Here is a 26,766-nt window from a genome sequence, read left to right as displayed (position 1 = left end):
CCTCCGGTGTTGGTTCGCTGCGAATCAGTTGTACCGCCCGCGACCGCGGGTCGATCGGCCGAGCTCCGCCCGGCTCTGGTTCACCCGCCGGGTTTCGCGGCGACGGTACTCCGAGGGCGGTGCGGACCGCCCAGCCATACGACGTTCGTCCATCACCGGAAGTTGCGCGGTGCGGTTGCGGCCCGGTGCGCGCGGCGGCGTGGACGGGCGGACGGGCTTGCGCTTGGGGGCCGGCTTGTAGGCCTCGGGAGCGGGCAGCTTCAGCAGGCCACCGACCCGGCCGGGGCCCAGCGACCGCAGGGCGGCCACGGCTTCCGGCTCGTGCCGGGCGCAGTTCGCGAGGATGCCGAACACGATCATGGTGATCACGATCGAGGTCCCGCCGGAGGAGATCATCGGCAGCGTGAGGCCCGTGACCGGCAGCAGCTTCACGACGTACCCGATGTTGATCGCGGCCTGCGCGACCAGCCACACCGTCAGCGTCGCGGCCACGATCCGGATCCACGGGTCGGTGTTGCGCGAGGCGACCCGCAGGCCGACCCACGCGAGCGTGCCGAACAGCGCGAGCACCAGCGCGCACCCGACGAACCCGAGCTCCTCGCCGATGACGGCGAAGATGAAGTCCGACTCGACGTTGGGCAGGTACCGCCACTGCGAGCTGCCCCTGGCGAGCCCCTTGCCGAACAGGCCGCCCTCGGCGAGCGCGAACATCGCCTGCCGCGCCTGGTGACCGGCACCGTCCGGGTCGGCCTCCGGGTTGAGGAACGACGTCACGCGCTGCAGCCGGTAGGTGGCGCCGATCGCGAGCACGACGGCACCGGCGACCGCACCGGCGGCGATCACGCCGAACAACCGCATCGGCGCGCCCACGAACCACAGCAGGCTGATCAGCACCACGCCGAGCGTGATCGTGCCGCCGAGGTCGGGCTGCAGCATGACCAGCGCGAACACCAGCATCGCCACCGGCACGACGGGCACCAGCAGGTGCCGGTACTGCGACAGCAGCGCCCGCTTGGTGACCAGCACGTGCGCGCCCCACAACGCCAGCGCGAGCTTGACCGCCTCGATCGGCTGGAACGAGATCGGGCCGAGCGTGAACCACGACTTGGCGCCACCGCGGACGTCGCCCAGCGGCGTCAGCACCAGCGCCAGCAGCACCACACCGATGCCCATCGCGGCGGTCGACAGGTGCCGCAGCCGGCGCAACGGGAACCGCAGCACGATCCAGAACAGCACCGCGCCCACGCAGACGTAGATCAGCTGCTTCTGGAACACGCTGTAGGCCGACACACCGGAGGCGACCTGCCCCGGTGCCGACGCCGACAGCACCATCACCAGGCCGAGCACGGTCAGCATGCCGAAGACGGCGAGCAGCAGGTGGAAGTCGGCGAGCGGCCGGCTCAGCCACGCGGTCAGACCGCTGCGCACCGACGCGACGCGCCCGGCCGGACGCACCTTGCGCTTCGCCCTCGTCTTCTCCGCGACGACGCTCATCGGCCGATGAGCTCCTGCACGGCGGCCGTGAAGGCCTGCCCGCGGTGGGCGTAGTCGGTGAACATGTCCATGGAGGCCGCCGCGGGTGCGAGCAGCACGGTGTCACCCGGCCTCGCCAGTTCCCGGGCAGCACGAACGGCGACGGTCATGGGCTCATCGTCCCCTGGGTCGAGGACCCGGACGGGGACATCGGGCGCGTGTCGCGCCAGTGCGTCCGCGACGACCTGCCGGTCCTGGCCGATCAGCACCGCCGCGCGCAACCGGTGTGCCTCCGACCGGACCATCTCCTCGACCGACGCGCCCTTCAGCAGACCACCCGCGATCCACACGACGCTGTCGAACGCCCGCAGCGACGCCACCGCCGCGTGCGGGTTCGTCGCCTTCGAGTCGTTGACGTACCGGATGTCGTCGGCGGTCCCGACGAGCACAGCCCGGTGAGCCGCCGGTTCGAACGACTCCAAACCCTCCCGCACGGCCTCCGACGGCACGCCGTAGGCGCGTGCGAGCGCCGTGGCGGCGAGGGCGTCCGCGATGCCGGGCGGACCGGCCGGGCGGATCTTCGCCACCTCGACCAGCGGCTCGTCGTCGGCGAACGCCCGGTCGACCAGCCAGCCGTCGCGCACGCCGAGCTGGCCCGCCGCGGGCTCCTCCAGCGTGAACCCGACCTTGTCGCGGGCCGGCGCGTCCTGCAGCAGGTCGACGACGAGCTCGTCCTCCAGCCAGCCGATCGCGACCTCACCGGTGAGGACCCGCGCCTTGGCCCGCGCGTACGGCCCCATGCCGCCGTGCCAGTCGAGGTGGTCCTCCGCGAGGTTGAGCAGCGCGCCCGCCTGCGGCCGCACCGACGGCGCCCAGTGCAGCTGGAAGCTCGACAGCTCCACCGCGAGCACCCGGCGACCGGCCAGCAGCGCGTCCACGACGGGCAGGCCGACGTTGCCGCACGCCACCGCGTCCGCACCGGCGGCCTGCAGGATCGACTCCAGCATGCCGACGGTGGTGGTCTTGCCGTTCGTGCCGGTCACCGCGAGCCACACCGGCGGGTCGGCCAGCTCGGCCGCCATCCGCCAGGCCAGCTCGACCTCGCCGATCACCTCGATGCCCGCCGACGCCGACGCCGCCAGCAACGGGCTCGACGGCTGCCAGCCGGGGCTCGTGACCACCAGCGACGTCCCGGCCGGCGGCTCGGTCAGGCCCGGCACCAGCTCGACGCTCTCCAGCAACGACTCCAGCGCCATCAGCCGCTCCGGCGACGAGTCCGTCACCACGACCTCGGCGCCCGCCGCGAGCAACGCCTCCGCTGCCGACCGGCCGGTCACACCGGCACCGGCGACCAGTACGCGTGAACCGGCCAGCTTCGTCATCAGAACCCGCCCGTCAACCACTCGCTGTAGAAGACGCCCAGGCCGAACATGCAGCAGATACCGGCCATCAACCAGAACCGGATGATGACCGTGGTTTCCGCCCACCCGGCCAGCTCGAAGTGGTGGTGGAACGGCGCCATGCGGAACAGGCGCCGTCGTGAGGTGCGGAAGACGGCGACCTGCATGGCCACCGACAGCGCCTCGACCACGAACAGACCACCGATGACGATCATCAGCAGCTCGGTGCGGGTCGCGATCGCGAGACCGGCGACCAGGCCGCCGAGCGCGAGCGAACCGGTGTCACCCATGAAGATCTTGGCCGGGGCGGCGTTCCACCAGAGGAAGCCGATGCAGCCCGCCATCGCGGCCGCGGCGATCACCGCGAGGTCCAGCGGGTCGCGCACGTCGTAGCAGCCGACCACCGCGTAGCTGGTGCAGTTGTAGCGGAACTGCCAGAACGAGATCACGACGTAGGTGCCGAACACCATCGCCGACGAGCCACCGGCGAGACCGTCGAGGCCGTCGGTCAGGTTCACGGCGTTCGACCAGGCCGCCACCATGCCGTAGCAGAAGACGATGAACCCGATGGTGCCGAACGAGACCACGGTGATGTCGCGGACGAACGACAAATTGACCGACGCGGGCGTCAGGCCTTCCTTGTTCGGGAACTGCAGCACGAGGATCGCGAACGTGATCGTCGCGATGAACTGGCCGACGAGCTTCGCGGTCTTGTTCAGACCGAGGTTGCGCGCCTTGCGGATCTTGATGAAGTCGTCGAGGAAGCCGACGAGCCCCAGCGACGTCGTCAGCATCAGCACCAGCAGGCCGGACGCGGTCGGGGTCTGCCCCGACGCGGACGCCGACATCGAGTTCACCAGGTGCGTGCCGAGGTAACCGGCCCACATCGCGACCAGGATGGCGAGACCACCCATGGTCGGCGTGCCGCGCTTGGTCTTGTGGTGCTGCGGGCCGTCCTCGCGGATCTCCTGGCCGAAGCCCTGGCGCGAGAAGATCTTGATCAGGTAGGGCGTCAGCAGGATCGACACCGCGAGTGCGATCGCAGCCGCGATCAGGATGCTCTTCACTTGGTTCCTGCCTCCAGCAGGGCCTCGGCGATGCGCCACAGGCGGTAGGCGTTGGATGCCTTGACCAGCACGACGTCACCGGGCCGGACTTCCCCCGAGAGCAACGCGATGGCCGCGTCCGCGTCCGGCACCAGGACGGATTCGTCTCCCCAAGATCCTTCCAGGTGGGCACCCTGGTGCATCGCGCGGGCCGGGTCACCGACGACGACGAGCTTGCTGATGTCGAGGCGCACCACCAGGCGGCCGATCTCGTCGTGCTCGCGCACCGCGTCGTCGCCCAGCTCCGCCATCGGGCCGAGCACGGCCCAGCTGCGGCGGGCGGGAGTGGTGGAACGGGCGATCGACGCGAGCGCCTTCAACGCGGCCCGCACCGAGTCCGGGTTGGCGTTGTAGGCGTCGTCGATCACCGTGACGCCGTCGGGCCGGTCGGTGATGACCATGCGGTGCGCGGAGACCCGCTGCGCGCTGCCGAGCCGCTGCGCCACTTCGTCCGGGGTGGCGCCCAGCTCCAGCGCGATCGCGGCGGCGACCAGTGCGTTGCCGACCTGGTGGGTGCCGTTGAGCGCGAGCTTGACCTGCGCGTCGCCCTGGGCGGTCTTCAGGGTGAAGCTCGCCCTGGCCTGCTCGTCGAGCTCGACGTCGACCGCGCGGACGTCCGCGTTCGGGTGCTCGCCGACCAGGACGACCTTGGCCTTCGTGCGGCTCGCCATGCCGGCGACCAGCGGGTCGTCGGCGTTGAGGATCGCGACACCGTCCTCCGGCAGCGCTTCGACCAGCTCGCCCTTGCCCTGCGCGATGCCCTCGCGCGAGCCGAACTCCGCGAGGTGCGCGGTGCCGACGTTGAGTACGGCACCGAACTTCGGCGGCGCGACCTGGCAGAGGTTCGCGATGTGGCCGACCCCGCGCGCGGACAGCTCCAGCACGAGGAACCTGGTGTCCTCGCCTGCGCGCAGCGCGGTCCACGGGTGGCCGAGCTCGTTGTTGAACGACTCCGGCGGCGCCACGACGTCACCGACCGGGCGCAGCACCTGGGCGATGAGGTCCTTCGTGGACGTCTTGCCCGCCGACCCGGTGATCCCGATGATCGTCAGGTCCTCCAGCCGGTCGGTGACGTGCCTGGCGAGCTTGGCGAGTGCTTCGAGCACCGCCGCGCCCTCGCCGTTCTTGTCGCCCGCGAGCACGTAGGCGTTCGCGTGCCTGGTCGGCACCGGTGGCGCGATCACCGCGGGTGCGTCGACCTCGCGGCCGGCCAGCACCCCGGCGGCACCGGACGCGACGGCCTGCGCCGCGAAGTCGTGGCCGTCCACCCGTTCACCGGGCAGGGCCAGGAACAGACCGCCCTCGGTGACCTTGCGGGTGTCGAACTCGATGGTGCCGGTGACCACCGGGCTTCCGTCGGTTGCGTGCAACCGTCCGCCGACGATCTCTGCGATCTCGGCGAGCGTGAGTGCGATCAACGGTGTGCCTTCCTGATCGCGGCGGTCAGGGTGTCCACGTCCGAGAACGGGTGGACCACGCCGGCGATCTCCTGTCCCGTCTCGTGTCCTTTGCCCGCCACGACGACGACGTCACCCGGATGTGCGAGCTCGACGGCCTTGAAGATCGCGAGCCTCCGGTCGCCGATCTCCAGCACCTCGCCCCGGTTCGCGGTGGCGAGGGCCCCTTCGAGCATGGCGGCCCGAATGGAGGACGCGTCTTCGCTCCTCGGGTTGTCATCGGTGATGATCACCACGTCGGCTCGTTGGGCCGCGGCCTCTCCCATCAGGGGGCGCTTGGCGCGGTCGCGGTCGCCACCGCAGCCCAGCACGACGATCACCCGGCCGTCGGTCTTGGCGCGCACGGCGTCCAGCGCGAGCGCGACGGCGGCCGGCTTGTGCGAGTAGTCGACGACGGCGGTGAAGGCCTGGCCCTCGTCGACGCGCTGCATGCGGCCGGGCACCTGGACGGTGCTCAGGCCGGCCTGGACGGCGTCGGTGCCGATGCCTTCCTCGTGCAGACACGCGATGGCGACCAGGGCGTTCGCGACGTTGAAGCTGCCGGCGAGCGGCAGGTGGATCTCGACGTCGCCGTCCGGTCCGTGCGCGGTGAACGTCTGCTCACCGGTCGCACTCACCTCGACACCGCTCGCGGTCCAGGTGGCGGGCCCGGTGGTGGAGACGGTGACCGTCGTGTCCTTGACCAGCCGGGGACCCCACTCGCCGTCGACGCACACGACCTCGCGGCGCGCGCGGCCGTCGAACAGCTGCGCCTTGACCTGGAAGTACTCCTCCATGTCGGCGTGGAAGTCGAGGTGGTCCTGGCTGAGGTTGGTGAACGCGCCGACCTCGAACTCGGTGGCGGCGACCCGGCCCATGTGCAGCGCGTGGCTGGAGACCTCCATCGCCACGTCGGTGACACCGCGCTCGGCCATCACCGCGAACAACGCCTGCAGGTCCGGCGCCTCCGGCGTGGTGTGCGAGCTGCCGAGCTGCTCGTCGCCGATGCGGGTGCCGACCGTGCCGATCAGCCCGGTCTGCCGGCCGGCCGCCTTGAGCACCGACTCGATCATGTACGTGGTGGTCGTCTTGCCGGACGTGCCGGTGACGCCCCAGAGCCGGACCTTCGTCGACGGCCGCCCGTAGACGTGGGCGGCGAGCAACCCCACCACCTCACGCGGGCGCGGGTGCACCAGCACGGGCACGTCCCTGAGCGACTCGCGCGCGGCACCCGCCTCGTCGGTCAGCACGGCGACGGCACCGTTCGCCAACGCCGCCTCGGCGAAGTCGGCACCGTGCGCGTGCGCACCGGGCAGCGCGGCATAGAGGTCGCCGGGGACCACCTGCTGCGCACGCAGGGTCACCCCCGTCACCTGGACGTCGGCATGTCCCGGCCTGGTCAGGTGCACGTCGGCGACCGCGGCCAGGGCAGCCACGGATGCAGGTCGGATGTGGTTCGGGCGGGGCGGGGCGGTCGCGACCTTGCCCTCGAGCTTGGCAGGCACGGGCAAGAGGCTACCGGCGCACTCAGCGTGGCCGGGCGGCGCGTTGGCAATCGGGTGATGATCAGCAGTGATAGGCCGTTCGAGTGCGGTTTTCGCTGCTCCGCTCCAGCGAGCCCGTCCGGCCGCACAAGTTCCTGCCCGCTTGGTGACTTCCGGCCCTGTGACCAGCGGTGCGCGCACGGTGAGGTAGGGACGGGCAGGAGGCGGCGATGAAAACCAGCACGGCGGCGGAACCCAGGCGGTTTTCCTTCTGGGCTCCCGATTTCAGTCGTTCGGTCACGGTCGGCGTGGACACTTCGGAGTCCGCGTACCACGCGTTCGAGTGGGCGGCGCGCCACGCGTGGTCGCTGCGCACGGACCTCCAGGTCTACCTCGCCGACCCGGCGGACACGACCGTCCAACGTGTCCTCGAACGACTCCCGATGCTCACCGCCCACTTCCGCCCCAGTGGCGACGACCCGGTGGCCGCACTGGTGAGGGCGTCGGACTCCAGCGCGACCTTGGTCTTGGGGTGCAAAGGCGAACAGCACCGCAGCCTGGGTCTGGGCTCCCTCGTCCTCCCGGTGTTGCGCCGCGCCCACTGCGGCGTCGTCGTCGTGCGCGGCCGGCCCCCCGCCGTCCGCGGCGAGCACGGCTGGATCACCGCGGCGGTCGGCGGCTGCGAGGACCCGCTCGTCCTGCGCCGCGCCGTCGAGTTCTGCCGCACCCGCCGCGCCTCGTTGCGCCTGCTGCACGTGCACCCGCCGGCGCAGGGCGGTGTCGTCGTGCCGCGGGACGAGGCTGCTTTGAGGCAGGCCGTGTTGTTCTTGCGCACCACCGCTCCCGAACTGACCCCCGAGGTCGTCGTCGAGTCGCGGCACCCGCACGAGGCGTTGGCGTCGCTCGACTCGGACCTCGTGGTGGTCGCGCGGGGTGGGCGGCACGACGGGGTCGGGTTGATCACGCGGGCGGCGCTCTACCACTCGTCCTGCCCGGTGCTGGTGGCGCGGCCGGAGCCGATGCACGACAACCGGGTGAAGGGCTGACCGGAGTTAGTTCGGGGGCGTACGCCGTTCTCTAGCATGGCCGGATGCCGTCAGAGTCAGCGACGAACTTCCGCGGTGCCCTGGCGGTGCTCGGCCAGTACGACACGCACTGGACCGACCAGGTCAACCGGCGGCTGGGCAACGTGCTCACCACGAACAGGGCGCGCAAGTCGATGCTCGGCGTGTACGGCTGGATCTTGCCGCGGAGCACTGTGCCCCAACTGGTCACAGACGCGCTGGACAAGGCGACCCGGCGGATACCCCAGGCCGAGCGGCCGGAGCGGCGCGAACTGGTCATCGCGGTGCAGACCACCTTGCTGATGACCTCGCTGTTCGACGCGAGCCGCGAGGTGCTGCTCGGGGCACCCGGGCTGCAGCCGCCCGCCGACGACGACTGGCACCAGGAAGACCACTCGTTCGTCTCCAACCTGTACTCGGACGACGTCCCCGCGCCGTCGGCCTCCCGCACCTTCGACGACCACCTCGCGGACGTCACCAGGTGGGTCGTGGACCGGTCGGAACGGATCCACCGCGCGTTGCGGAGGTCCAGTCCCGGACCTGGGATCGACGTCCTGCTGGCTCCCGGCTTCCCGGCCGACGTCACCGACCGGTACCGGCGGAGGTACCTGGTGCTCGCCGAGGGCATTCGCGAGTTCGTGCTGTGGGCGTCGATCCCCGAGGACGACTACACCCGGATGCTCGACGTCTTGTTCTCCGACGAGCTGAGCGAGACCCGCGCGGCCATGTCGAACGTCAGGGAGCGCGAGATCGTGCTCGCGGCGAACCTGTCCGCGTTCCACGAGCCGCCGACGGGTGACGCGAGTCTGCCGCCTCTCAGCCAGACCTACGTCAGTCCCCGTTTCCGTGCCATTGAGGCAGGTCCGTCCGCGCGGTTGACCGACGACGACTGGTGGACGGCCGAGGTGCCGGTGCGCCACGACCTGGACCGGTTTCTCGAGTCCCACCTGACCAGCGCCGCGGCGACCCGGCTCCCCGCGCTGGTCATCGGCGTCTCCGGTGCGGGCAAGTCGACCCTGGCGAAGGCGCTGGCAGCACACCCCCCGTCCGGCGGCGTCGCGGTGGTGCGGGTGACCACGGAGGAGGTGTTCGGTCGCGACTCCTCCCTCGAAGGCCAGGTCGAGCACGCGGTGGAGCTCCTCACCGACGGCCACGTCCGGTGGGAGCAGCTCGACCGGGACCTGCGCGTCGTGGTCCTGGACGGACTGGACCCGCTGGCGCAGGCCGACCACCTCGCGGAGGTCGTGCGGTTCCAGCAGCGCTCGGCCGCGCAGGACCGCCCGGTTGCCGTGGTGATCACCATGCGGACCGACTCGGTCAAGCACGTGCTCGTCCCGGACGGCACACCGGTTGTCCGGCTGGAGGAGTTCGACGACGACCAGATCCGTTCGTGGATCGAGAAGTGGAACGCGGCCACGGCGAACACCGCACGCCGTCCGCTCGCCCCGGAGAGCGTGCTGCCCCATCGCGAGCTGGCGCGGGCACCGCTGTTCCTGTCCCTGCTCGCGGAACACCTCACCGATCCGGACCTGCCCCGGCCGAGCCCAGGTCTGTCGAAGGCGGTCCTGCGCGGACGCGTGCTCGACCGCCACGCACAGCGCATGGGCACCGACACCTCCGTCTGGCTCGTCGCCGCGATGGGGATGTTCAACCGGGGCCGGACCTGGCTGAGCGAGAGCGAGTTCCACGCCGATCTCGCCGCGCTCGGTCACCAGGTCCGGCGGCTTCCCCCCGTCCTGCTGCACGAGACGGTGCTCGACGAGTACCGGATCGCCTCGTTCGTCCTCGCCTCGCTGGACGACCTCGCGGCGGCGACCGCGCTGGACCGGGAGCCGGAGGACACCGAGCTGTTCACCCTGTTGTGCCATCAGCTGCTGTCCACCCGCCCGCAGGTCCTGCAGATGGTCACGGAACTGTCGGGTGAGCTGACTCAGTCGCATCGGAACCGGTCGTTCCGCACTCTCGACGCGTTGGTGAAGCGCTGCCCGCGACCACGTGACGTCGGCCGGTACGCCGGCTACCGGCCCACCGACCGCTCCTCCGCCCAGGCCGAGGCGGTCTACTCGGCCAACCTGATGCTGCTGCTGTTGTCCGTTGCTCCGGAGAGCCTCGCGTACACGCCGAAGCCCGAGCTCCTCCGCCTCTGGCGCGCGTTGGGGCCTGCGGACGGCCAAGCGCTGAACTCCGCCGTCGTCATCGGCGACGGGTTCATCAACCTGCGCACGGCGCTCTCCGTGCAGGCCGGGCCGGAGTCACCGCCGACCGGGGTGGAGTTCGTGCACCAAGCCCTGTACTCGGGCTCCAAAGCGGTCGAGGAGGTCGCCTGGTCGGCGGACGGGCGGCTGCTCACCGCCGTCTCCGGGGGCCTGCTGGCGTTCTGGGAGATGACCGAGACCGGGCCGCAGGCGCTGGAGCCGTTCGGGTGGGCGTCCGACATGGCGTGGCACCCGGACCGCCAGCTCGCGGCGGTGCTGCAGCGCAGGACGAGGCAGGGCGCGATCGTGCGGCCGCACGAGAGTCACCGGATCGTCCTCACCGGCCTGGACGCGGCACAGGCACGCCGCCTGGGAACGGCCTCGCAACACGCGCGCATCAGCTGGTCACCCGACGGTGCGGCGCTCGCCGTCGTGGACGTCGACGACCTCAGGATCCTCGACTCCGGTACCGGCGCCGTGCTGAGGGCGCACAGGTTCGGCGGCAAGCAGGTCAGCCTCGCCTCCAAGCCGTGGTGGACCACCGACGGGTCGCACGTCCTCACCGCGCACGGCAGTTCGGTGAAGCTGTTCCGCGCTTCGGACCTCACCCGGGTGTGGCGGGTTTACCCCAGTGGCCAGGTGCTGGACGCCTTCGTACCGGACGCCACGACCGCGATCGCCGCCGTCTCCCCCTTCGTCGAGACCGGTGTCCAGATCTACGACCTCGTCGCCGACAAGCCGGTCGCGCTGCTGGCCGAACACACCGAAGGCCTGGTCTGCGCGGCCTTCTCGCCGCGCGGCGACTTCCTCGCGACGATGTCGACCGACCTCACGGTGCGGATCTGGCGGTGCCGGGACTGGCAGTGCGTCGCCACCGTTCCGCGCACCGAGGTCGGGCTGCGGGGCGGGCTCTCCTTCCACCCCACCGAACCGTTGCTCGCGATGAAGGACGGCAACCACGTCGACGTCGTCCGCCTCGACTACGACGTGCTGAACACCGTCGGCGCCGCCAAGACCGCCCGCCAGTACGTCAACGCCAAGATCGTGCTCGTCGGCGACACCGGCGTCGGCAAGTCCGGCCTCGGCCTCGTCCTCAGCGGGCAGCCCTTCGCCCCCACCGACTCCACCCACGGCCGCAACATCTGGACGTTCGAGAAGTCCTACGTCACCACGTCGACGGGAGATGTCCAGACGAGGGAGACACTGCTCTGGGACCTCGCCGGCCAGCCCGGCTACCGCATGGTCCACCAGCTGCACCTCAACGAGGTCGCGGTGGCCCTGATCGTGTTCGACGCCCGCAGCGAGACCGACCCGTTCACCGGCGTCCAGTACTGGGGGCGTGCGCTGGCCCAGGCCCGCAGGCTCGACGAGCTGGCGGCGGGGAGGTTGCGCGTCTACCTCGTCGCGGCACGAGCCGATCGCGGGACCGCGGCCGTCAGCCAGGAGCGCATCGAGGCCACGGTCAAGGCGCTCGGCTTCGACGGGTACGTGGAGACGAGCGCGAAGGAGGGCTGGGGCGTTGACGAGCTGGTGCGCCAGGTCAGGGACGGCATCGACTGGAGCGCGCTGCCGGTCGTGAGTTCGAACGCGTTGTTCGAGGCCATCAAGGACTTCGTGCTGGAGGAGAAGCAACAGGGCGGCATCCTGTCCACGGTGGACGACCTCGCCCGCAGCTTCGCCAGGACGCAGGACGAGGTGCCGGACGACCTGGTCGAGCGGTTCGCCGTGTGCATCGGGCGTCTGGAAAGCGTCGGCGTGGTGCGCAGGATGGCCTACGGCGGATTCGTGCTGCTCAGGCCCGAGCTGCTGGACGCCTACGCGTCGTCGTTGGTCGAGGCGGCCAAGAACGAGCCGGACGGGCTGGGGTTCGTCAGGGAGGACGACGCGCTCGAGGGCAGGTTCCGGATCTCCGAGAGGCTCACGAACCAGCACCAGGAGCGGGTCCTGCTCAACGCGGTAGTGCAGGAGTTGCTGCGCAGGGAGATCGCACTGAAGGAGATCACCGACAAGGAAGTCGACCTGATCTTCCCGTCGCAGTTCACCAGAGAACGGCCGGACGCGCCGCACGTGCCGGGACAGGACGTGGTGTTCACCTTCGACGGCAACCTCTACTCGATCTACTCGACGTTGGCAGTGCGGCTGTCGCACTCCAGGCTCTTCCAGCGCGGACCGATGTGGCACAACTCGGCGAGCTACCAAGCCGAAGCCGGTGGGGAGTGCGGCATCGCGATCCGGGAGCTCGAAGAGGGCAAAGGCGAATTGGTGTTGTACTACGACGACGAAGCGCAACCGATCGTTCGCCGGCAGTTCGAGGCGTATGTCGTCGAGCACCTCCATCAGCGTGCAGTGAACAACACGGTGCAGCAGCGGCGGGTACGGCGGTGCAAGCCATGCGATTACGTGGTGGACGAGGTGATCGTCAGGCGTAAGGCCCACCTCGGCCACACAGCGATGAAGTGCCCTATCTGCGAGACGACGGTCATCTCTCTCGTGGACCACGAAACCGCAGATGTACGGCCTGTCGTCGTCGAGATGAACACCAACGCCGACGCGCAACGCGATCAGGATGTCGCGGCGGTGAAGCTGAAGGGCAAGCGGGACGAAGGCGCCTACGACGTGTTCCTGTGCCACAACGTCAAGGACAAGCAGCAGGTGGTGGAGATCGCCCGGCGGCTGGAGGCGCGCGGGATCCTGCCGTGGCTCGACGTCGACGCCATCCAGCCGGGGACGCGCTGGCAGCAGGAGATGGCGAAGGGCATCGAGAAGAGCCAGACAGCCGCGGTGCTGCTCGGGCCGTCCGGGCACGGGCCGTGGCACCAGGCCGAGATGGAACTGGTCAACGACTGGTCTGTGCGCACCGGCAAGAAGGTCATCCCGGTGATCCTCACCGGGACGAACGGCGACCTCGAAGTGCTCCAGGGGTTCACCAAGGTGTGGTCGACGGTCGACATGCGGATGCCGGATCCGGATCCGTTCGAGCAGCTGGTGTGGGGCATCACGGGTGAGCACCCCCGCCGTGCCTGAGTGGGTCGCGCATCCTTGGCGACAAGCCCAGAATTTGCAAGTGAGCCAGGCCACACCTACGCGTGACAATGGCGAAAATTATTGTTTCACAGTGAAAATCCGCGTCACGCATTCTCTTAATAAAACGCTTTTCATCACGTCTAATACTCCCAAACCGGAGAGCAAGGCGAGATGGAGTTCGGCGTGCGCTTCACACGATTCACGATCTTGGCTTCAGCGTTGTCACTGACACTGGTCCCCGCAGCTCAGGCCGATGAACCGACACGCACGACCGAGTCGTACTGGCTGCACATGAACAGCACGCCGACCACGCCGGAAATGATCAGAACAGAGGCACAGCGCCGTTCGCACGTCGTGCTGAACGCGTGGGAAGGCGATCTTGCCGCGCAGCTCAAGGCGGCCAACCCCAAGATCCAGACGTTCGTCTACAAGGATCTTTCCTCGACCCGCAGCTATGCGTGCGAGGGTGGAGTGGACGACGCCGATCTGCCCACCGGAGTCGGTTACTGCGCGGCCGATCCGTCGTGGTTCCTGCTCGGCCCGGACGGTCAGCGGTTCGAGTACGACGGATATGGCGGGCATTGGCAGATGGACGTCGGTAACGCCGCTTACCAGAACGCCTGGGCCGACAACGTGATCGCCTCGTCGCGCAATGTCTTCGACGGCGTGTTCATGGACAACGCGCTGTTCGCCTGCGACACCTACCACGATGGTGTCTGTCCCAAGGCGTACCCGACCGACGAGGCCATGCGCGCGGCCTACCGCTCGATGCTCGCCAACACCCGGCAGAAGTTCGTCGACGCCGGGCTGAAGACGGTGGCCAACCTGTCCAACGCCCGCCTGCACGACGGTGCCTGGGACAGCTATGTCGAGCACCTCGACGGCGGCTTCGACGAGTGGTGGCTGACGTTCGGCGACAAGGACCTGCTGTCGGAGTACCCGCAGGGGTTCGGCCGGCAGCTCGCGGAGATCACCGCCAACGAGGCCAAGGGCAAGATCACCTGGGTGCAGGCGCACCACAGCGGTGCCGAGCAGCCGTTCCGCTACGCCTTCGCGAGCTACCTGCTGGCCAAGGGGGAGCGCGCGGCGATCTCCGAGATCGCGGAGACCGACCGGTACGACAACGCTTCGCCGTGGCGGGCCGAGTACGACTGGGACCTCGGTGAGCCGCTCGGTGCCCACTTCCCCGTGGACACCAACGTGTTCCAGCGCGACTTCGCGTGCGGCACCGTGGTCGTCAACGCGAACAGGACCGGCAGCGCGCCGATCACCGTGCGGCTGAAGGAGAAGCACATCAACGAGAAGAACGCGTCGGTGAGCTTCGTGGCGTTGCCGGGGACGACCGGAACCGTGCTGCGCAAGCCCTGTTAGAGCTGCAACTGGACGTACGGGGTCTGCTCGTTCGACATCGGCACCTGGAACCGCTGCGTCAGGAACGCGGCGATGTCGTGGAACAGCGGCGCGGCCGACGAGCTGAACTGCGTTCCCTGCGGGCGGTCGAGCATGATGCCGACCACGTAGCGCGGGTTGTCCGCGGGCAGGATGCCGGCGAAGGTGATCCAGTGGTCGACCTGCGAGTAGCACTTGCAGGTCGGGTCGATCTGCTGGGCCGTGCCGGTCTTGCCCGCGATCTGGTAACCGGGCAGCGCCGCCTTCGCACCGGTGCCGTTCTGGTTGGCGTCACGCGGGTTCGACTGAGTCACGGAGCGGAACATGTCGCGGACGGTCTTCGCGGTCTCCGGGGACACGACCCGCACGCCCTCCGGCCGCTGCTTCTCCGAGCGCGAGCCGTCGGCGGCGATCTCGGCGCGGACCAGCCGCGGCGGCACGCGCAGGCCGTCGTTGGCGATGGTCTGGTACATCGCCGTCATCTGCAGCAGGTTCATCGAGAGGCCCTGGCCGATCGGCAGGTTGCCGAAGGTCGAGCCGGACCACTGGTTCAGCGGCGGTACCGTGCCGGACTCCTCGCCGGGCACACCGGACTGGGTGCGCTTGCCGAGGCCGAACTTCTGCAGCATCTCGGCGTAGCGCTCCTGGCCGACCTCCTGCGCGGCCAGCAGAGTGCCGACGTTCGAGGACTTCGCGAACACGCCGGTGAACGACATCGGCACCGTGCCGTGGTTCCACGCGTCCCTGATCTCCCGGTCGGCGACCGGGAGGAAACCGGGGACCTGGAGCACGTCGTCCGGCTTGAACAGGCCGTACTCGACGGCGGCCGCGGCGGTGACGATCTTGTTCACCGAGCCGGGCTCGAAGGTGTCGGCGACGGCGCGGTTGCGCTTCTGGGCGTCGGTGGCCTTGCCGAAGTCGGTCGGGTCGTAGGTCTGGTCGTTGGCCATGGCGATGATCTCGCCGGTGTGCGAGTCGAGCACGACGGCGGAACCGCTGCGGGCGCCCGACTTCTGCGTGTAGTCGGTGACCATCCGCTGGACCGCGTACTGGGTGTCGACGTCGATCGTGAGCTCGAGCGACTTGCCCGGCTGCGGTTTGGTCAGCTCGCGCTCGGTGTTCGGGATGACGAGCGTGTCGTTGCCCGACATGGTGTCGACGACCCGGCGTCCCATGCGACCGGCCAGCACGTTGTCCGCCGCGTTCTCCAGGCCCAGGATGCCCTGGGTGGTCGGCGGCTTCTCGTCCTGGCGCCAGTTCGCGGCGCCGATGATGTTGGAGGCGACCTGGCCGTTCGGGTAGATCCGCTTGGCGCGGTACTCCGAGCCGATCTCCGACGGGTACTTGGCGACGACCGCGGCGGCCTTGGTCGGCTCGGCCTCGCTGACCAGCACCTCGTAGCTGATGTCCGCGACCAGCTGCTCGTAGATCGACTCCTCGTCGGTCTTCTCGCCGTTGGCCTGCGGGCCCAGCGTCGCGGAGACGAACTTCGCGACGTCACGGGCGTGCTCGTCGTAGGTCTGCGGGAACTGCTTGGTCGCCTTGTCCTTCTCCTTCTCGCGCTCGGTGTCCCAGTTCTTCCTGGCACGCTGCGGAAGGATGTAGAGCGCGCGCACCTCGACCGAGAACGCGAGCTGGTTGCCGTTGCGGTCGAGGATCGCGCCGCGTTCGGCGGGGATGTTCAGGTACGTCGTGCGCTGCAGCCGGGCCTGCGCCGACAGCTCGTCGGCCTGCAGCCCCTGCACCTGCACGAGCTTCAGCCCGGCGGCCAGCAGCGCGCCGATCAGCAGCACCCGGCCGACGGAGATGCGCACCTTGCTGTTGCCGCCGGTGCGGGCCTTGGGAGCGGGACCGCGCACGGACAACGGCCGGCGCGGGCCCCTCTGCTGCGGTCCCGGCATCAGCCACCCGCCGGCGGCGTCGGGTGGGTTCGCGGCCACGTCGCCGGCGGCCTGTTCCCCCGCGGGCGGCGTGGTCCCGGCGGGAGGCTGCTGCTCACCGGCCGGTGGAGTGGTCGTCGACGGCGGTGGCGGCGGCGTGGACTTCGTCGGCGCGCTCGGCTTGCCGAACTCCTCGATCGTGCCGTCCGGCAGCTGCCGCAGCCTCGCCGGGTTCGACGGCTGCACCAGGCCCATCTCGGTGGCCCGCCGCGCGAGGTCGGTCGGCGACTCCAGCAGCGTGACCTCCCGGCGCAGCTGCTCGACCCGCAGCGTCAGCTTCTCCTGCTCGGCCCTCGCCTCCTGCAACCGGTAGGAGTCGGCGGCGGCCTGCGTGGAGAAGTACATGATCCCGGCGATGCCCGCGACCAGCACGAGCATCACGAGCACGACGAACGGCGCCTTGGACGCCTGCTTCTGGTTCTGCTGCGGCGCGGGCGAGCCACTGCGCAGGTTCTGCGCGCGTTGAGCCCTGCGGGCGTACGCGCGGTCGGCCGCCGCCGACCGGCGGCGGGCCTTGTCGCCGTCGGCCTGCTTGTCCTTGGAGCGGTCGCGTGGGGACGGCCCACCGACCCGCGCGGGTGCCGTCATCTCACTTCTCCGATCCGTTCCGCTGCCCGCAACCGCACCGGAGCGGCCCGCGGGTTGTCCTCGATCTCCTGCTCGGACGCGACCTCCGCGCCCTTCGTGACGAGCTTCAGCTCAGGTCCGTGGCCGGGCAGCTCGACCGGCAGCCCCGGTGGCGTCTTCGACTTCGCGAGCTCGGCGAATGCCTGCTTCACCATCCGGTCCTCGAGGGACTGGTAGGACTCGACGACGATCCGCCCGCCCATGCCGAGCACGCCCAGCGCCGCCGGCAACGCCAGCCGCAACGACTCCAGCTCGCCGTTGACCTCGATCCGCAACGCCTGGAACGTGCGCTTGGCCGGATGCCCGCCGGTGCGCCGCGACGCCGCGGGGACGACGGTGTACAGCAGCTCCACGAGCCGCCCGGAGTTCGTGAACGGCTCCTTCTCGCGCTCGCGCAGGACCGCCGAGGCGATCTTGCCCGCGAACCGCTCCTCGCCGTAGGTCGAGAGGATCCGCGCCAGGTCGCCGTGCGAGTACGTGTTGAGCACGTCCGCCGCCGTCATGCCGGTGCCCTTGGACATCCGCATGTCGAGCGGCGCGTCCTTGGAGTAGGCGAACCCGCGTTCTTCCTCGTCGAGCTGCAACGACGACACGCCGAGGTCCATCAGCACCCCGTCGACCTTTTTGAAGCCGAGGTCGTGCACGGCCTCGTCGATGTGGTCGTAGGTGACGTTGACGAAGTGGACGCGGTCGCCGTGGCGCGCGAGCCTGGCCGACGCCATCTCGATCGCCTGCGGGTCGCGGTCCAGACCGATCAGGGTCAGCTCGGGGTGAGCGCTCAGCAGCGCGTCGGAGTGGCCGCCCATGCCGAGCGTGGTGTCGACCAGGACGGCGGGCCTGCCGGTGAGCGCCGGAGCGAGCAGTTCCAGGACGCGGTCCAGCAGCACCGGAACGTGCCGCGGCTGATCCATGGTCCCTCTACTCCCCGAAATGCGCGTTCGGGTGACGTCAGGTCCCCGCCCGCCCGTCGAACCTGGCGCCGGGGAAGGTGCGCCAGGGTCGGTAGTCGAGCGGACCGAGGCCTCACGGCACCCGAATCGCGTTTCACACATCCGGCCTGTTGCTCGGCTGACCGCCATCAGAAGACGCCCGGAATGACCTCCTCGCGAGCCGTGGCGTAGCCGTCCTCGTGCTCGTCGAGATAGGTCTGCCAGGCCGCCGCGTCCCAGATCTCCAACCTGGTGAACGCGCCGACGACCACGCACTCCTTGGTCAGCCCGGCGTACCGGCGCAGTTCCGGTGCGATCAGTACGCGACCCTGACCGTCCGGACGCTGCTCGTCCGTACCAGCGAACAGATAACGCTGATAGGCGCGTACGGCGTCGTTCGTGAACGGCGCCTCGGCGACTTTCCTCGCCATCTGCTCGAACTCAGCCCGGGGGAACACGTACAGGCAGTGGTCCTGGCCCTTGGTGACCATGAGACCTCCCGCCAGTTCGTCCCGGAACTTCGCAGGCAGTGTCAACCGACCCTTGTCGTCCAGGCGCGGGTAGTGAGTGCCGAGGAACAACGGCAGCCACCTCCCTCGCCGGGCGACGGACCGGCAGTGGAGCCCCCGTCTGCCCCACCGGCCGCCACAGTACCCCACTTTTCACCACAGTCAACGCTGAAACAGGTGCTCACACATCAACTCGTAACTCATTTGCGCAGGTAGACGCAGTGGGGAGGCGTGGGGGGATGGTGGGGGACATCGTCCGTGTCCACCTGCGCGGGTGAGGGCTCATGGCGGATTTGCCACTCGAACGGCCTAGAAAATTCGACCAAAACCTGGGGTTGAGCGGCATCGGTGGGGGAAGGTGGAAAGTGGTGGAGCGAACCTGAAGCGGCCCGCAGGTGTAGGGCACTTAGCCGTGGTTTGACACACTGCGTGAAACGCTCACACGTCCGTGTTCCGGACACGGCTGCTGGAGGTTTAGTGACGCCGGGAAGCCCAAGCGCGAACAGTCACGCGCCGGTCGAACAGGTTCTGGGTGAGTTGCACGGCGCCGTCCAGCGGATCGCCGCGAACGTCGAACGGGTGCTCGTCGGCAAACCCGACGTGGTCCGGCTCGCCCTCGTGACGCTGCTCGCCGAAGGGCACCTGCTGGTCGAGGACGTGCCGGGTGTCGGCAAGACCTCGCTCGCGAAAGCGCTTGCCCGTTCCATCGACTGCACCGTGAGCCGCGTGCAGTTCACGCCCGACCTGCTGCCGAGCGACATCACCGGCTCGTCGATCTACAACCGGCAGGAGAACGACTTCGAGTTCCGGCCGGGACCGATCTTCGCGAACATCGTGGTCGGCGACGAGATCAACCGCGCCTCCCCCAAGACGCAGTCCGCGCTGCTGGAGTGCATGGAGGAGCACCAGGTCACGGTCGACGCGAACACGTACCCGCTGGGGTCGCCGTTCATGGTGATCGCGACGCAGAACCCGATCGAGATGGAGGGCACCTACGCCCTGCCGGAGGCGCAGCGCGACCGCTTCACCGCGCGGGTGTCGATCGGCTACCCGGACCCGCAGGCCGAGCTGGCCATGGTCGACGAGCACGCGGGCCACAACCCGATCGACGACCTGCGGCCGGTCTCGGACGCGGCGCAGATCCTGCGGCTGATCGAGGCCGTGCGCCGGGTGCACCTCTCCCCCGAGGTGCGCCGCTACGCCGTGGAGCTGGTGTCGGCCACGCGCCGGCTGCCGGAGCTGCGGCTCGGTGCGTCACCACGTGCCACGTTGCACCTGGTGCGCGCGGCCCGGTCGCAGGCGGCCCTCGCCGGCCGGGACTTCGTGGTGCCCGACGACATCCACGCGGTGGCGATCCCGGTCCTCGCGCACCGGCTGGTGCTGACCGCGGAGGCGCAGGCCGCCCGCCGGTCGGCCGCCGAGCTGGTCAGGGCGTTGCTGCAGCGGGTGCCGGTGCCCACGGCCGCGCTCGACCCGAGTGCCGCCTTCGTCCGCAGCATCAACAACAACGCAGGGACGCCACGGTAACGATGCGCACCGCACTGTCCGGCCTGACCACCCGCGGTCGATGCTTGCTGGCCGCGGGGTTCGCCGCCGGAGCGTGCGCCGTGGTGCTCAACGAACGCGACCTGCTGCGGGTCGCGGCGTTCGTGATCGCGTTGCCGCTGCTGGCCGCGTGGCTCGCCACGCGGGCCCGCGTCGGTCTGCACGCGGCGCGGTTCCTCGCTCCCAGCCGGGTGCCGGTCGGGGCCGCGTCCGAGGTGAAGCTCGACCTGCGCAGCACCGGCCGCCTGCCCACCGGCGGGCTGATGCTGGAGGACACGGTCCCCTACGCGCTGGGCGCGCGGCCGCGGTTCCTGGTGGAGCGGCTGCCGCGCAACACGCCCACGTCGCTGCGCTACCCGCTCAAGCCGGTCATGCGCGGCATCCAGCAGGTCGGCCCGCTGATGGCGCGGATCACCGACCCGTTCGGCCTCGCCGAGTTCGACCGCGAGCTGGCCGGGCGGTCCCGCCTGGTCGTGGTGCCGCGGGTGGTGCGCCTCGCCGGGCTGCCCGGTGGCTCCGGCATGGGCGCCGGTGACGACGGCTCGGTGCGGCTGCGCGGGCCAGGGCGAGGACGACGCGGTGGTGCGGCCCTACCGGCAGGGCGATGACCTGCGGAAGGTGCACTGGCGCTCGACCGCCCGGCGCGACGAGCTGATGGTGCGCGTCGAGGAACGCCCGTGGCGCGGCGGCACGACCGTGCTGCTCGACCACCGCATCCACGCGCACCGCGGCAGCGGCCCGACGGCGTCGCTCGAGTGGTCGATCTCGTTCGTGGCGTCGATCTGCCTGCACCTGCACCACTTCGGCCACCAGGTGCGCCTGGTCGCCGAGGACGGCCGGGTGCTCGCCGGTGGTGCGGCCGACGGCGGGCACAGCGACCACGTGGTGCTCGACTCGCTGGCCGCGCTGCAGGCCTCGCACCGCAAGGAGCTCGCGGCCGGCATCGACCCCGGTGCCGGCCAGGAGGTCATCGCCGTGCTCGGCGGGGTGTCGCCGGCGTCGGTCGACGAGCTGATCAGGTATCGGCCGCGGGGCATGCGCAGCCTCGCGGTGCTGCTGGACGTCAACGCGTGGGCGGGCGGGTCGGACGCGACGGCCCCCGACCCCGAGGACGCCCGGCGGTTGCTGACCGGCGCGGGCTGGGGCGTGGCGATCGCCAGGCCGTCGGCGTCGATGCAGCAGGTGTGGGCGGAGCTGTGCGCGAGCGCGAGCAACCGCGGGCCGGCAGTGCGTTCGGAGGTGGGCTGACCCCATGGCGAGCAGAACGGCCTCCAGGGGAGGCAGTGAGTCGTCGGAGTGGTTCAGCTCCGCCACGCCGTGGATCGCGGCGCTGGCGGTGCTGTGCGCGTCGACGGCGTTGTCCGGTGTGATCGAGGGCGACCTGTGGCTGGTGCGGATCGCCGTCGTGATCGTGGCGATCACGGTGACGGGCGCGTTCCTGCGGGCGACCAGGCTGCCTCCGCCGCTGGTGGCGATCGCGCAGGTGTTCGTGCTGTTGTGCCTGCTCACGGCGTTGCACACGCGGTCGGGCGTCCTGCTGTTCCTGCCGGGTCCCGATGCCCTGGGCGAACTCGGGAACGTGCTGGCGGAGTCGGTGGCGCAGGTGCAGACCGGTGTGCCGCCGGTGCACGCGACGCCGGCGATCCAGGCGCTGGTGGTGCTGGCGATCGGCCTGGTCGCGGTGCTGGTGGACACGCTGGCGGTCGCCGCGGCGGCTCCGGCGGCGTCCGGGCTGGTGCTGCTGTGCGTGTTCGCGGTGCCGGCGTCGCTGGCCGACGAGATGCTGCCGTTCTGGACGTTCATCCTGGGCGCGGCGGCGTTCGCGATGCTGCTCGCGGTGGACGGCCAGCACCGGCACGAGGCGTGGCGAGGACGGCTGGGGTCCGGCTCGGCGAGCGGGACGGGCAGCTCGGCGACCACGGTGGCGAGCATCGCGATGGTGATCGCGCTGGTCGTGGGCGCGGGCGTGACGATCGTCGGCACGGTCGGGCGGTTGCCGCTCAGCGGCAGCGGCGCGGGTGGTCGTGGCGGCATCGGGCTCAACGAGATGACGTCGTTGCGCGGCATGCTCAACCGCGGCAAGACCACCGAGGTGTTCCAGGTGCGCGGGCTGCCGGAGAGCACCTACATGCGGGCCTCCACGCTCGCCAGGTACGTGCCGAACAAGGGCTGGGAGCGCGGCAGCGACCCCGGCGGCCAGCCTGCGCGCGGTGAGCTGCCGCTGCAGCCCGGCGACCGCGGCGAGGGCAAGTCGACCAAGATCGAGATCGAGCCGCGGGGCTGGACGAGCTTCTGGCTGCCGACCTACGGCGCGGTCCGCCGGATCGACACCCCGGACGACGACTACCGGTTCGACCCCGGCAAGGGCGTGATCTTCACCCAGCGCGAGCGCGAGCCGGAGTCCTACGACCTCGAGACGGTGCTGTCGACGCCGACGAAGAACCAGCTGCGCATGGCGTCCGGTCAGCGCAGCCAGGTCGACCCCGAGTACTACAAGTACGACGGGGTCGAGCAAGAGGTGATCGACATCGCGCGGGACGTCACCAAGGACGCCACCAACGACTTCGACAAGGCCGCCGCGCTCACCGAGTTCTTCAACGGCCCGACCAGCGGGTTCCGCTACGAGCTCAAGACCCAGGGCGACGTCACGAAGGACGCGCTGACCGACTTCGTGACCAGGGGCAAGACCGGCTTCTGCGAGCAGTACGCCTCCGCGATGGCCGCCATGGCCCGCACGGTCGGCCTGGCCTCGCGCGTGGCGATCGGCTTCACCGCCGGCGTCCCGTCGCCGGACAACGCCTACCGGACCATCAGCACCGACGACGCCCACGCGTGGGTCGAGATCTTCTTCCCGAACCACGGCTGGATGACGTTCGACCCGACGCCGATGACGGACGGCCGCGCGGTCGTGCCGCCGTACCTGCGCGAACAGGCGCCGGGTGCGGAGGAGGAGCCGACGGCGAACACCCAGACGTCGACGACCGCGCCGGTCAGCCAGGACTCCGCGGCCCCGTCGACCTCGGCCGACGGCGAGGAGGAAGCCGGTGTCACCGGTGACGCCACCCAGCAGTCCACCCCGCCGTGGCACCTGTGGGCGTTGGGCGTGGTGCTGCTGCTGGCGTTCCTGCTGACGCTGTTCCTGGTGCTGGCGCTGCTCGGCGTGATCAGCGCGGGCCTGCTGGGCGCGGCGTGGGCGCGCAAGCTGCTGATCCCGGCGGCGGCCGCGCTGTGGCTCATCGGGGTCGGGCTGGCCGCGGCGTTGTTCTCGTGGTGGCTGGCCGTGCTGCTGGTGGTCGTCGGGGCGGTCATGACGCCGACGCTCGTGCGGGCCGTGCGCCGGCACAACCGCCTGCACGCCGTGACGGCGCTCGGCCCGGACGCGGCCACGGCGGCGTGGGCGGAGCTGATGGCGGAGTCGATCGACCGCGGCGCCCCGGTGCCGTCGGCCGAGACGATCAGGACGGCCGCGCGCAGGCTGGCGCGGGAGCACAACCTGGACGAGGCAGGCCGCGACGGGCTGCGCGTGATGATCGCGGCGATCGAGCGGGCGTGGTACAGCCCGAACCCGACGGCCGACCCGGCGTTGCCCGGCGCACTGGCCGCGGTGCGACAGTCGTTGCGACAGAACGCGCCGTTGTCGTTGCGGGCCAGGCTGTTCCCGAAGTCGGTGCTGCGGCCCACGCCGGCGCCGCTGGCCGACACCCCGGACCAGGAACCGGTTCCGGTGTAGCGACCGCAGACGCGGATCGGGCCCGTCCCCCTGGTTGGGGGCGGGCCCGATCCGCGTCTGAACGTCTGTGTCTGAAGGTCTGCGGCTGGAGTTGTGGGCGCTTACTGCTCCTCGTCGAAGCGACGGCGGAAGCGCTCCTCCATCCGTTCGGAGAACGAGCTGCGGCTGCGCGTGGGCTTTGCGCCCTCTTCCTGCGCGCCTTCGGCGACCTGGTCACCGCGACGCAACGTCGTCAGGGTGATGAGCACGCCGAAGAACATGAGCAGGAAGCCGAAGACGCTCACGACCGGGATGCTGGCGATCGCGAGCTGCGGGAAGATCACCCCGGCGATGAGCGCCGCAACACCGGCGACGAACAGCACGATGCCCTGTACACGACGCCGCTTGGACGGCCGCCGCAACTTGGCGCCTCGTACGGTGGATGCGAACTTCGGGTCTTCGGCGTAGAGCGCGCGCTCGATCTGGTCGAGCAGTCGCTGCTCGTGCTCGGAGAGTGGCATCGTTCCTCCTCCGGCACAGCGGTCGCGGGCGCCGGGTGTTCGCGGTTGCCGCCGATCCCGGCGGACGGCCCACCCCTGGGGACGTCACCCTCCAGGATACGATCCGCGCGCCCCGGCGACTACCCAGTCGGCCTTCTCATACGGTCGGTTCTGTCACCATCATCCTCCTGGGGCAGTGGTGAGGCCTTCGTGAGGCCTCACCGGGGCCCTTGTGGCCTTCCGTTCACACCGCGTTCGACCACATGATCCGGGTGGGCCATGACCGGTTGGTCGGATCGAGCCCATGACCGAACTGATCGTCAACGGCGACGCCGAGCAGGGCCTGACCGGCTGGCTCACCGTCGCGGGCACCCCCGTGGTGCTGCGCTACGACACCGGGCAGGGGTATCCGGGCCCCGGTGACCCAGGCCCCGCTCAGCGCGGCGCGGCGTTCTTCGGCGGCGGGAACACGCCGCTGAGCACCTTGCGACAGAGGGTGACGTTGCCCCGCGAGTTCGCGGGCCGTTCATCTCGGTTCGCGGTGTCGGCGTGGCTCGGCGGCTACGCATCGCAGCAGGACGGCGCCCGCCTGTCGGTGGAGTTCCTCGACGCCGCGGGCACGCCGCGCGGCCTCGTGGTGCTCGGCCCGGTCACCGCGGAGGAACGCGGCAACCGCACCGGCCTGTTCGAGCGCACGGCCACCGGCACCGTCCCGCCCGGCAGCCGCACCGCCGTGGTCACCCTGCAGCTGACCCGTTCCGGTGGCGGCACGTCCAACGACGGCTACGCGGACAACATCTCGTTCACGATCGGAGCCCGTTGATGCTGAACAGGCGTGACCTCCTGCGCGCCGCCGCGGCCGCCGGCGCACTGGGCACCGTGTGGCCGTTGGCCCAGGGCCTGTCCCCCGCGCAGGCCCGTGCGGCCGCCGAGCAGCTCGGCGCCTCCTGGGACGCGGCCCCGTTCACCCTGGGCGTCGGCTCCGGGGATCCGTTGCCGGACAGCGTGGTCCTGTGGACCCGCCTCGCCCCGGAGCCGCTCGCGTTCGAACAGCCGCTGCCCGAGGTCGTCGAGGTCGAGTGGACGGTCGCCCTCGACCCGGCGATGCGCCAGCCGGTGGCGCGCGGCACCGTCGCGGCCTCGAACCTGTTGGGGCACAGCGTCCACGTGCCGGTGCAGGGCCTGCGCCCCGGCCACATCTACCACTACCAGTTCCGCGCCCTCGGCAAGCGCAGCCGCGTGGGCCGCACCCGCACCGCCCCGGTCGGCCACGTCTCCCGCGTCCGCTTCGCCACGGCGAACTGCCAGGCGTTCCACGACGGCTTCTACGCCGCGCACCGCGGCATCGCGCGCGAGAACGTCGACTTCGTGGTGCACCTCGGCGACTACATCTACGAGCACGGCCAGGTCGGCGGCCAGCACGTGCGCGACCACGAGGGCCCCGCGGTGCTGACGCTGGCCGACTACCGCCGCCGCCACGCGCTGTACAAGGGCGACCCGTCCCTGCGCGACGCCCACGCCGCGCACCCGTTCTTCCTGACCTGGGACGACCACGAGGTCGTGAACGACTACAGCGGCTCCGAGGGCTCCGCGCCGTTCGTCAAGCGCCGCGCGGCCGCCTACCAGGCCTGGTACGAGCACCTGCCGATCCGCTCCGGCAGCGCCCTGGAACCGCAGATCCACCGCCGCCGGCAGTGGGGCGACCTGCTCGACCTGACGGTGCTGGACCTGCGGCAGTACCGGTCCGCGCAGAACCTGGCCGGTGGCACGATCCTGGGCGCCGAACAGAAGAAATGGCTCCTGGACGGCGTTTCCGGCGCCCGCGAGACGTGGCAGGTGTGGATCAACTCGATCATGCTTTCGCAGCTCGCCCGCCGCGGTGGCGGCTACTACTTCACCGACCAGTGGGACGGCTTCCTGGCCGAGCGTCGCGAGGTGCTCGGCCACGTGGCGTCCTCCGGCATGAAGGACCTCGTGGTGCTGACCGGCGACTGGCACTCGGCGTTCGTGGACGACATCCGGCCGGACTTCGACGACGTGTCGTCGCCGGTGATCGGCACCGAGTTCACCGCCCACTCGGTGACCTCGGGTGCGTACTCGCCGGAGTGGAACGCGACCAACGGCCCCGTGATGGGTGCCGCGAACCCGCACCTGAAGTACTTCGAGGGCAACAGGTACGGCTACGACGTCTACGAGGTGACCCCGCGGCGGTTCTCCACGCACATGCGGGTGATCGGGGACCGGCGCGACGCGGCGTCGCCGGTGTCGACGCTGACGACGTTCCACGTCGACCGCGGGGTGGCGGGGAGCTACGAGGATCCGGGGACGGTCGGGTCGCCGGCGCAGTACCGCAGGCCCTGAGCTCGGCCGCTGGGCATTGTCAGACCCGCTGAGCGACCGCTGAGAACTGTCAGACCCGCTGAGTAGACTGGATTT

Annotated in this window: 16 protein-coding genes and 1 pseudogene; 8 read left to right on the top strand and 9 right to left on the bottom strand. The window is 70.4% G+C overall.

Going from position 1 to position 26,766, the window contains the following annotated elements; all coding sequences use genetic code 11:
* Window positions 1-24: 24 nt before the first annotated feature.
* Genes ftsW through BBK82_RS22950 form a run of 5 tightly spaced genes read right to left on the bottom strand, consistent with a single transcriptional unit; the run spans window position 25 to window position 6,920 of the window.
* Window positions 25-1,494, bottom strand: a complete 1,470-nt coding sequence (gene ftsW, locus BBK82_RS22970) for a putative lipid II flippase FtsW (RefSeq protein ID WP_065916845.1) — start codon at window positions 1,492-1,494, stop codon at window positions 25-27.
* Window positions 1,491-2,855, bottom strand: coding sequence for a UDP-N-acetylmuramoyl-L-alanine--D-glutamate ligase (gene murD, locus BBK82_RS22965; protein ID WP_065916844.1), 1,365 nt, complete (start codon window positions 2,853-2,855; stop codon window positions 1,491-1,493). Before murD ends, ftsW begins: the two co-directional genes overlap by 4 nt.
* Window positions 2,855-3,940: a phospho-N-acetylmuramoyl-pentapeptide-transferase gene (gene mraY / locus BBK82_RS22960; RefSeq protein WP_065916843.1), complete on the bottom strand. Its 1,086-nt coding sequence runs from the start codon at window positions 3,938-3,940 to the stop codon at window positions 2,855-2,857. The genes murD and mraY overlap by 1 nt, the downstream gene beginning before the upstream one ends.
* The gene (locus tag BBK82_RS22955) at window positions 3,937-5,397 is read right to left on the bottom strand and encodes a UDP-N-acetylmuramoyl-tripeptide--D-alanyl-D-alanine ligase (RefSeq protein WP_065916842.1); all 1,461 of its coding nucleotides are present in this window, start codon (window positions 5,395-5,397) and stop codon (window positions 3,937-3,939) included. Before BBK82_RS22955 ends, mraY begins: the two co-directional genes overlap by 4 nt.
* Complete coding sequence (locus BBK82_RS22950) at window positions 5,394-6,920, bottom strand: UDP-N-acetylmuramoyl-L-alanyl-D-glutamate--2,6-diaminopimelate ligase (RefSeq protein ID WP_065916841.1); 1,527 nt, start codon at window positions 6,918-6,920, stop codon at window positions 5,394-5,396. The genes BBK82_RS22955 and BBK82_RS22950 overlap by 4 nt, the downstream gene beginning before the upstream one ends.
* Before the next feature lie 287 nt (window positions 6,921-7,207).
* Between BBK82_RS22950 and BBK82_RS22945 the strand changes: the two genes are divergently transcribed.
* From BBK82_RS22945 to BBK82_RS22935, 3 genes are all read left to right on the top strand, one after another.
* Entirely contained in the window at window positions 7,208-7,945 is a 738-nt protein-coding gene (locus tag BBK82_RS22945) for a universal stress protein (RefSeq protein WP_065916840.1), read from the top strand.
* 44 nt (window positions 7,946-7,989) lie between these two features.
* On the top strand, window positions 7,990-13,182 hold the full coding sequence (locus tag BBK82_RS22940; RefSeq protein WP_065916839.1) for an NACHT N-terminal helical domain 7-containing protein: 5,193 nt from the start codon (window positions 7,990-7,992) through the stop codon (window positions 13,180-13,182).
* 318 nt (window positions 13,183-13,500) lie between these two features.
* Window positions 13,501-14,553 (top strand): putative glycoside hydrolase, encoded by a 1,053-nt coding sequence (locus BBK82_RS22935; RefSeq protein ID WP_170067955.1) that lies wholly within the window; start codon window positions 13,501-13,503, stop codon window positions 14,551-14,553.
* Here BBK82_RS22935 and ftsL read toward each other — a convergent pair.
* From ftsL to mraZ, 3 genes are all read right to left on the bottom strand, one after another.
* On the bottom strand, window positions 14,550-17,099 hold the full coding sequence (gene ftsL / locus BBK82_RS22930; protein WP_237048323.1) for a cell division protein FtsL: 2,550 nt from the start codon (window positions 17,097-17,099) through the stop codon (window positions 14,550-14,552). The two genes, BBK82_RS22935 and ftsL, sit on opposite strands and share 4 nt — an antisense overlap.
* Window positions 17,096-18,049 carry a 16S rRNA (cytosine(1402)-N(4))-methyltransferase RsmH gene (gene rsmH, locus BBK82_RS22925; protein ID WP_065916837.1) on the bottom strand — a complete coding sequence of 318 codons (954 nt, stop codon included), beginning with the start codon at window positions 18,047-18,049 and terminating at the stop codon, window positions 17,096-17,098. Before rsmH ends, ftsL begins: the two co-directional genes overlap by 4 nt.
* A 167-nt stretch (window positions 18,050-18,216) precedes the next feature.
* Window positions 18,217-18,648 carry a division/cell wall cluster transcriptional repressor MraZ gene (gene mraZ / locus BBK82_RS22920; protein ID WP_053733094.1) on the bottom strand — a complete coding sequence of 144 codons (432 nt, stop codon included), beginning with the start codon at window positions 18,646-18,648 and terminating at the stop codon, window positions 18,217-18,219.
* A 456-nt stretch (window positions 18,649-19,104) separates the two neighbouring features.
* Here mraZ and BBK82_RS22915 point away from each other — a divergent pair, with 456 nt between their 5' ends.
* The 3 genes and pseudogenes from BBK82_RS22915 to BBK82_RS22905 all read left to right on the top strand — a co-directional run bounded on the left by BBK82_RS22915 (window position 19,105) and on the right by BBK82_RS22905 (window position 23,851).
* A complete protein-coding gene (locus BBK82_RS22915; protein ID WP_083268851.1) occupies window positions 19,105-20,103 on the top strand; it encodes an AAA family ATPase in 999 nt (332 codons plus the stop codon).
* Between the two features lie 2 nt (window positions 20,104-20,105).
* Window positions 20,106-21,369, top strand: a pseudogene (locus BBK82_RS22910) (DUF58 domain-containing protein).
* Between the two features lie 4 nt (window positions 21,370-21,373).
* The gene (locus tag BBK82_RS22905) at window positions 21,374-23,851 is read left to right on the top strand and encodes a transglutaminase TgpA family protein (RefSeq protein WP_065916835.1); all 2,478 of its coding nucleotides are present in this window, start codon (window positions 21,374-21,376) and stop codon (window positions 23,849-23,851) included.
* Between the two features lie 101 nt (window positions 23,852-23,952).
* On the opposite strand, the gene BBK82_RS22900 is transcribed toward BBK82_RS22905, so the two are convergent.
* Window positions 23,953-24,351 (bottom strand): DUF3040 domain-containing protein, encoded by a 399-nt coding sequence (locus tag BBK82_RS22900; protein ID WP_065916834.1) that lies wholly within the window; start codon window positions 24,349-24,351, stop codon window positions 23,953-23,955.
* Window positions 24,352-24,634: 283 nt separating this feature from the next.
* On the opposite strand from BBK82_RS22900, the gene BBK82_RS22895 reads away from it, so the two are divergent.
* Both BBK82_RS22895 and BBK82_RS22890 read left to right on the top strand, forming a co-directional pair.
* Complete coding sequence (locus tag BBK82_RS22895) at window positions 24,635-25,153, top strand: phosphoesterase (protein ID WP_065916833.1); 519 nt, start codon at window positions 24,635-24,637, stop codon at window positions 25,151-25,153.
* A complete protein-coding gene (locus BBK82_RS22890; protein ID WP_083268097.1) occupies window positions 25,153-26,691 on the top strand; it encodes an alkaline phosphatase D family protein in 1,539 nt (512 codons plus the stop codon). The genes BBK82_RS22895 and BBK82_RS22890 overlap by 1 nt, the downstream gene beginning before the upstream one ends.
* The last annotated feature ends 75 nt before the right edge of the window (window positions 26,692-26,766 follow it).

It is taken from the genome of Lentzea guizhouensis, from assembly GCF_001701025.1.
Classification (GTDB): Bacteria; Actinomycetota; Actinomycetes; order Mycobacteriales; family Pseudonocardiaceae; genus Lentzea; species Lentzea guizhouensis.
Note: the sequence above shows the minus strand (reverse complement) of the source record. Positions and strands in the feature narration are given on the sequence as shown.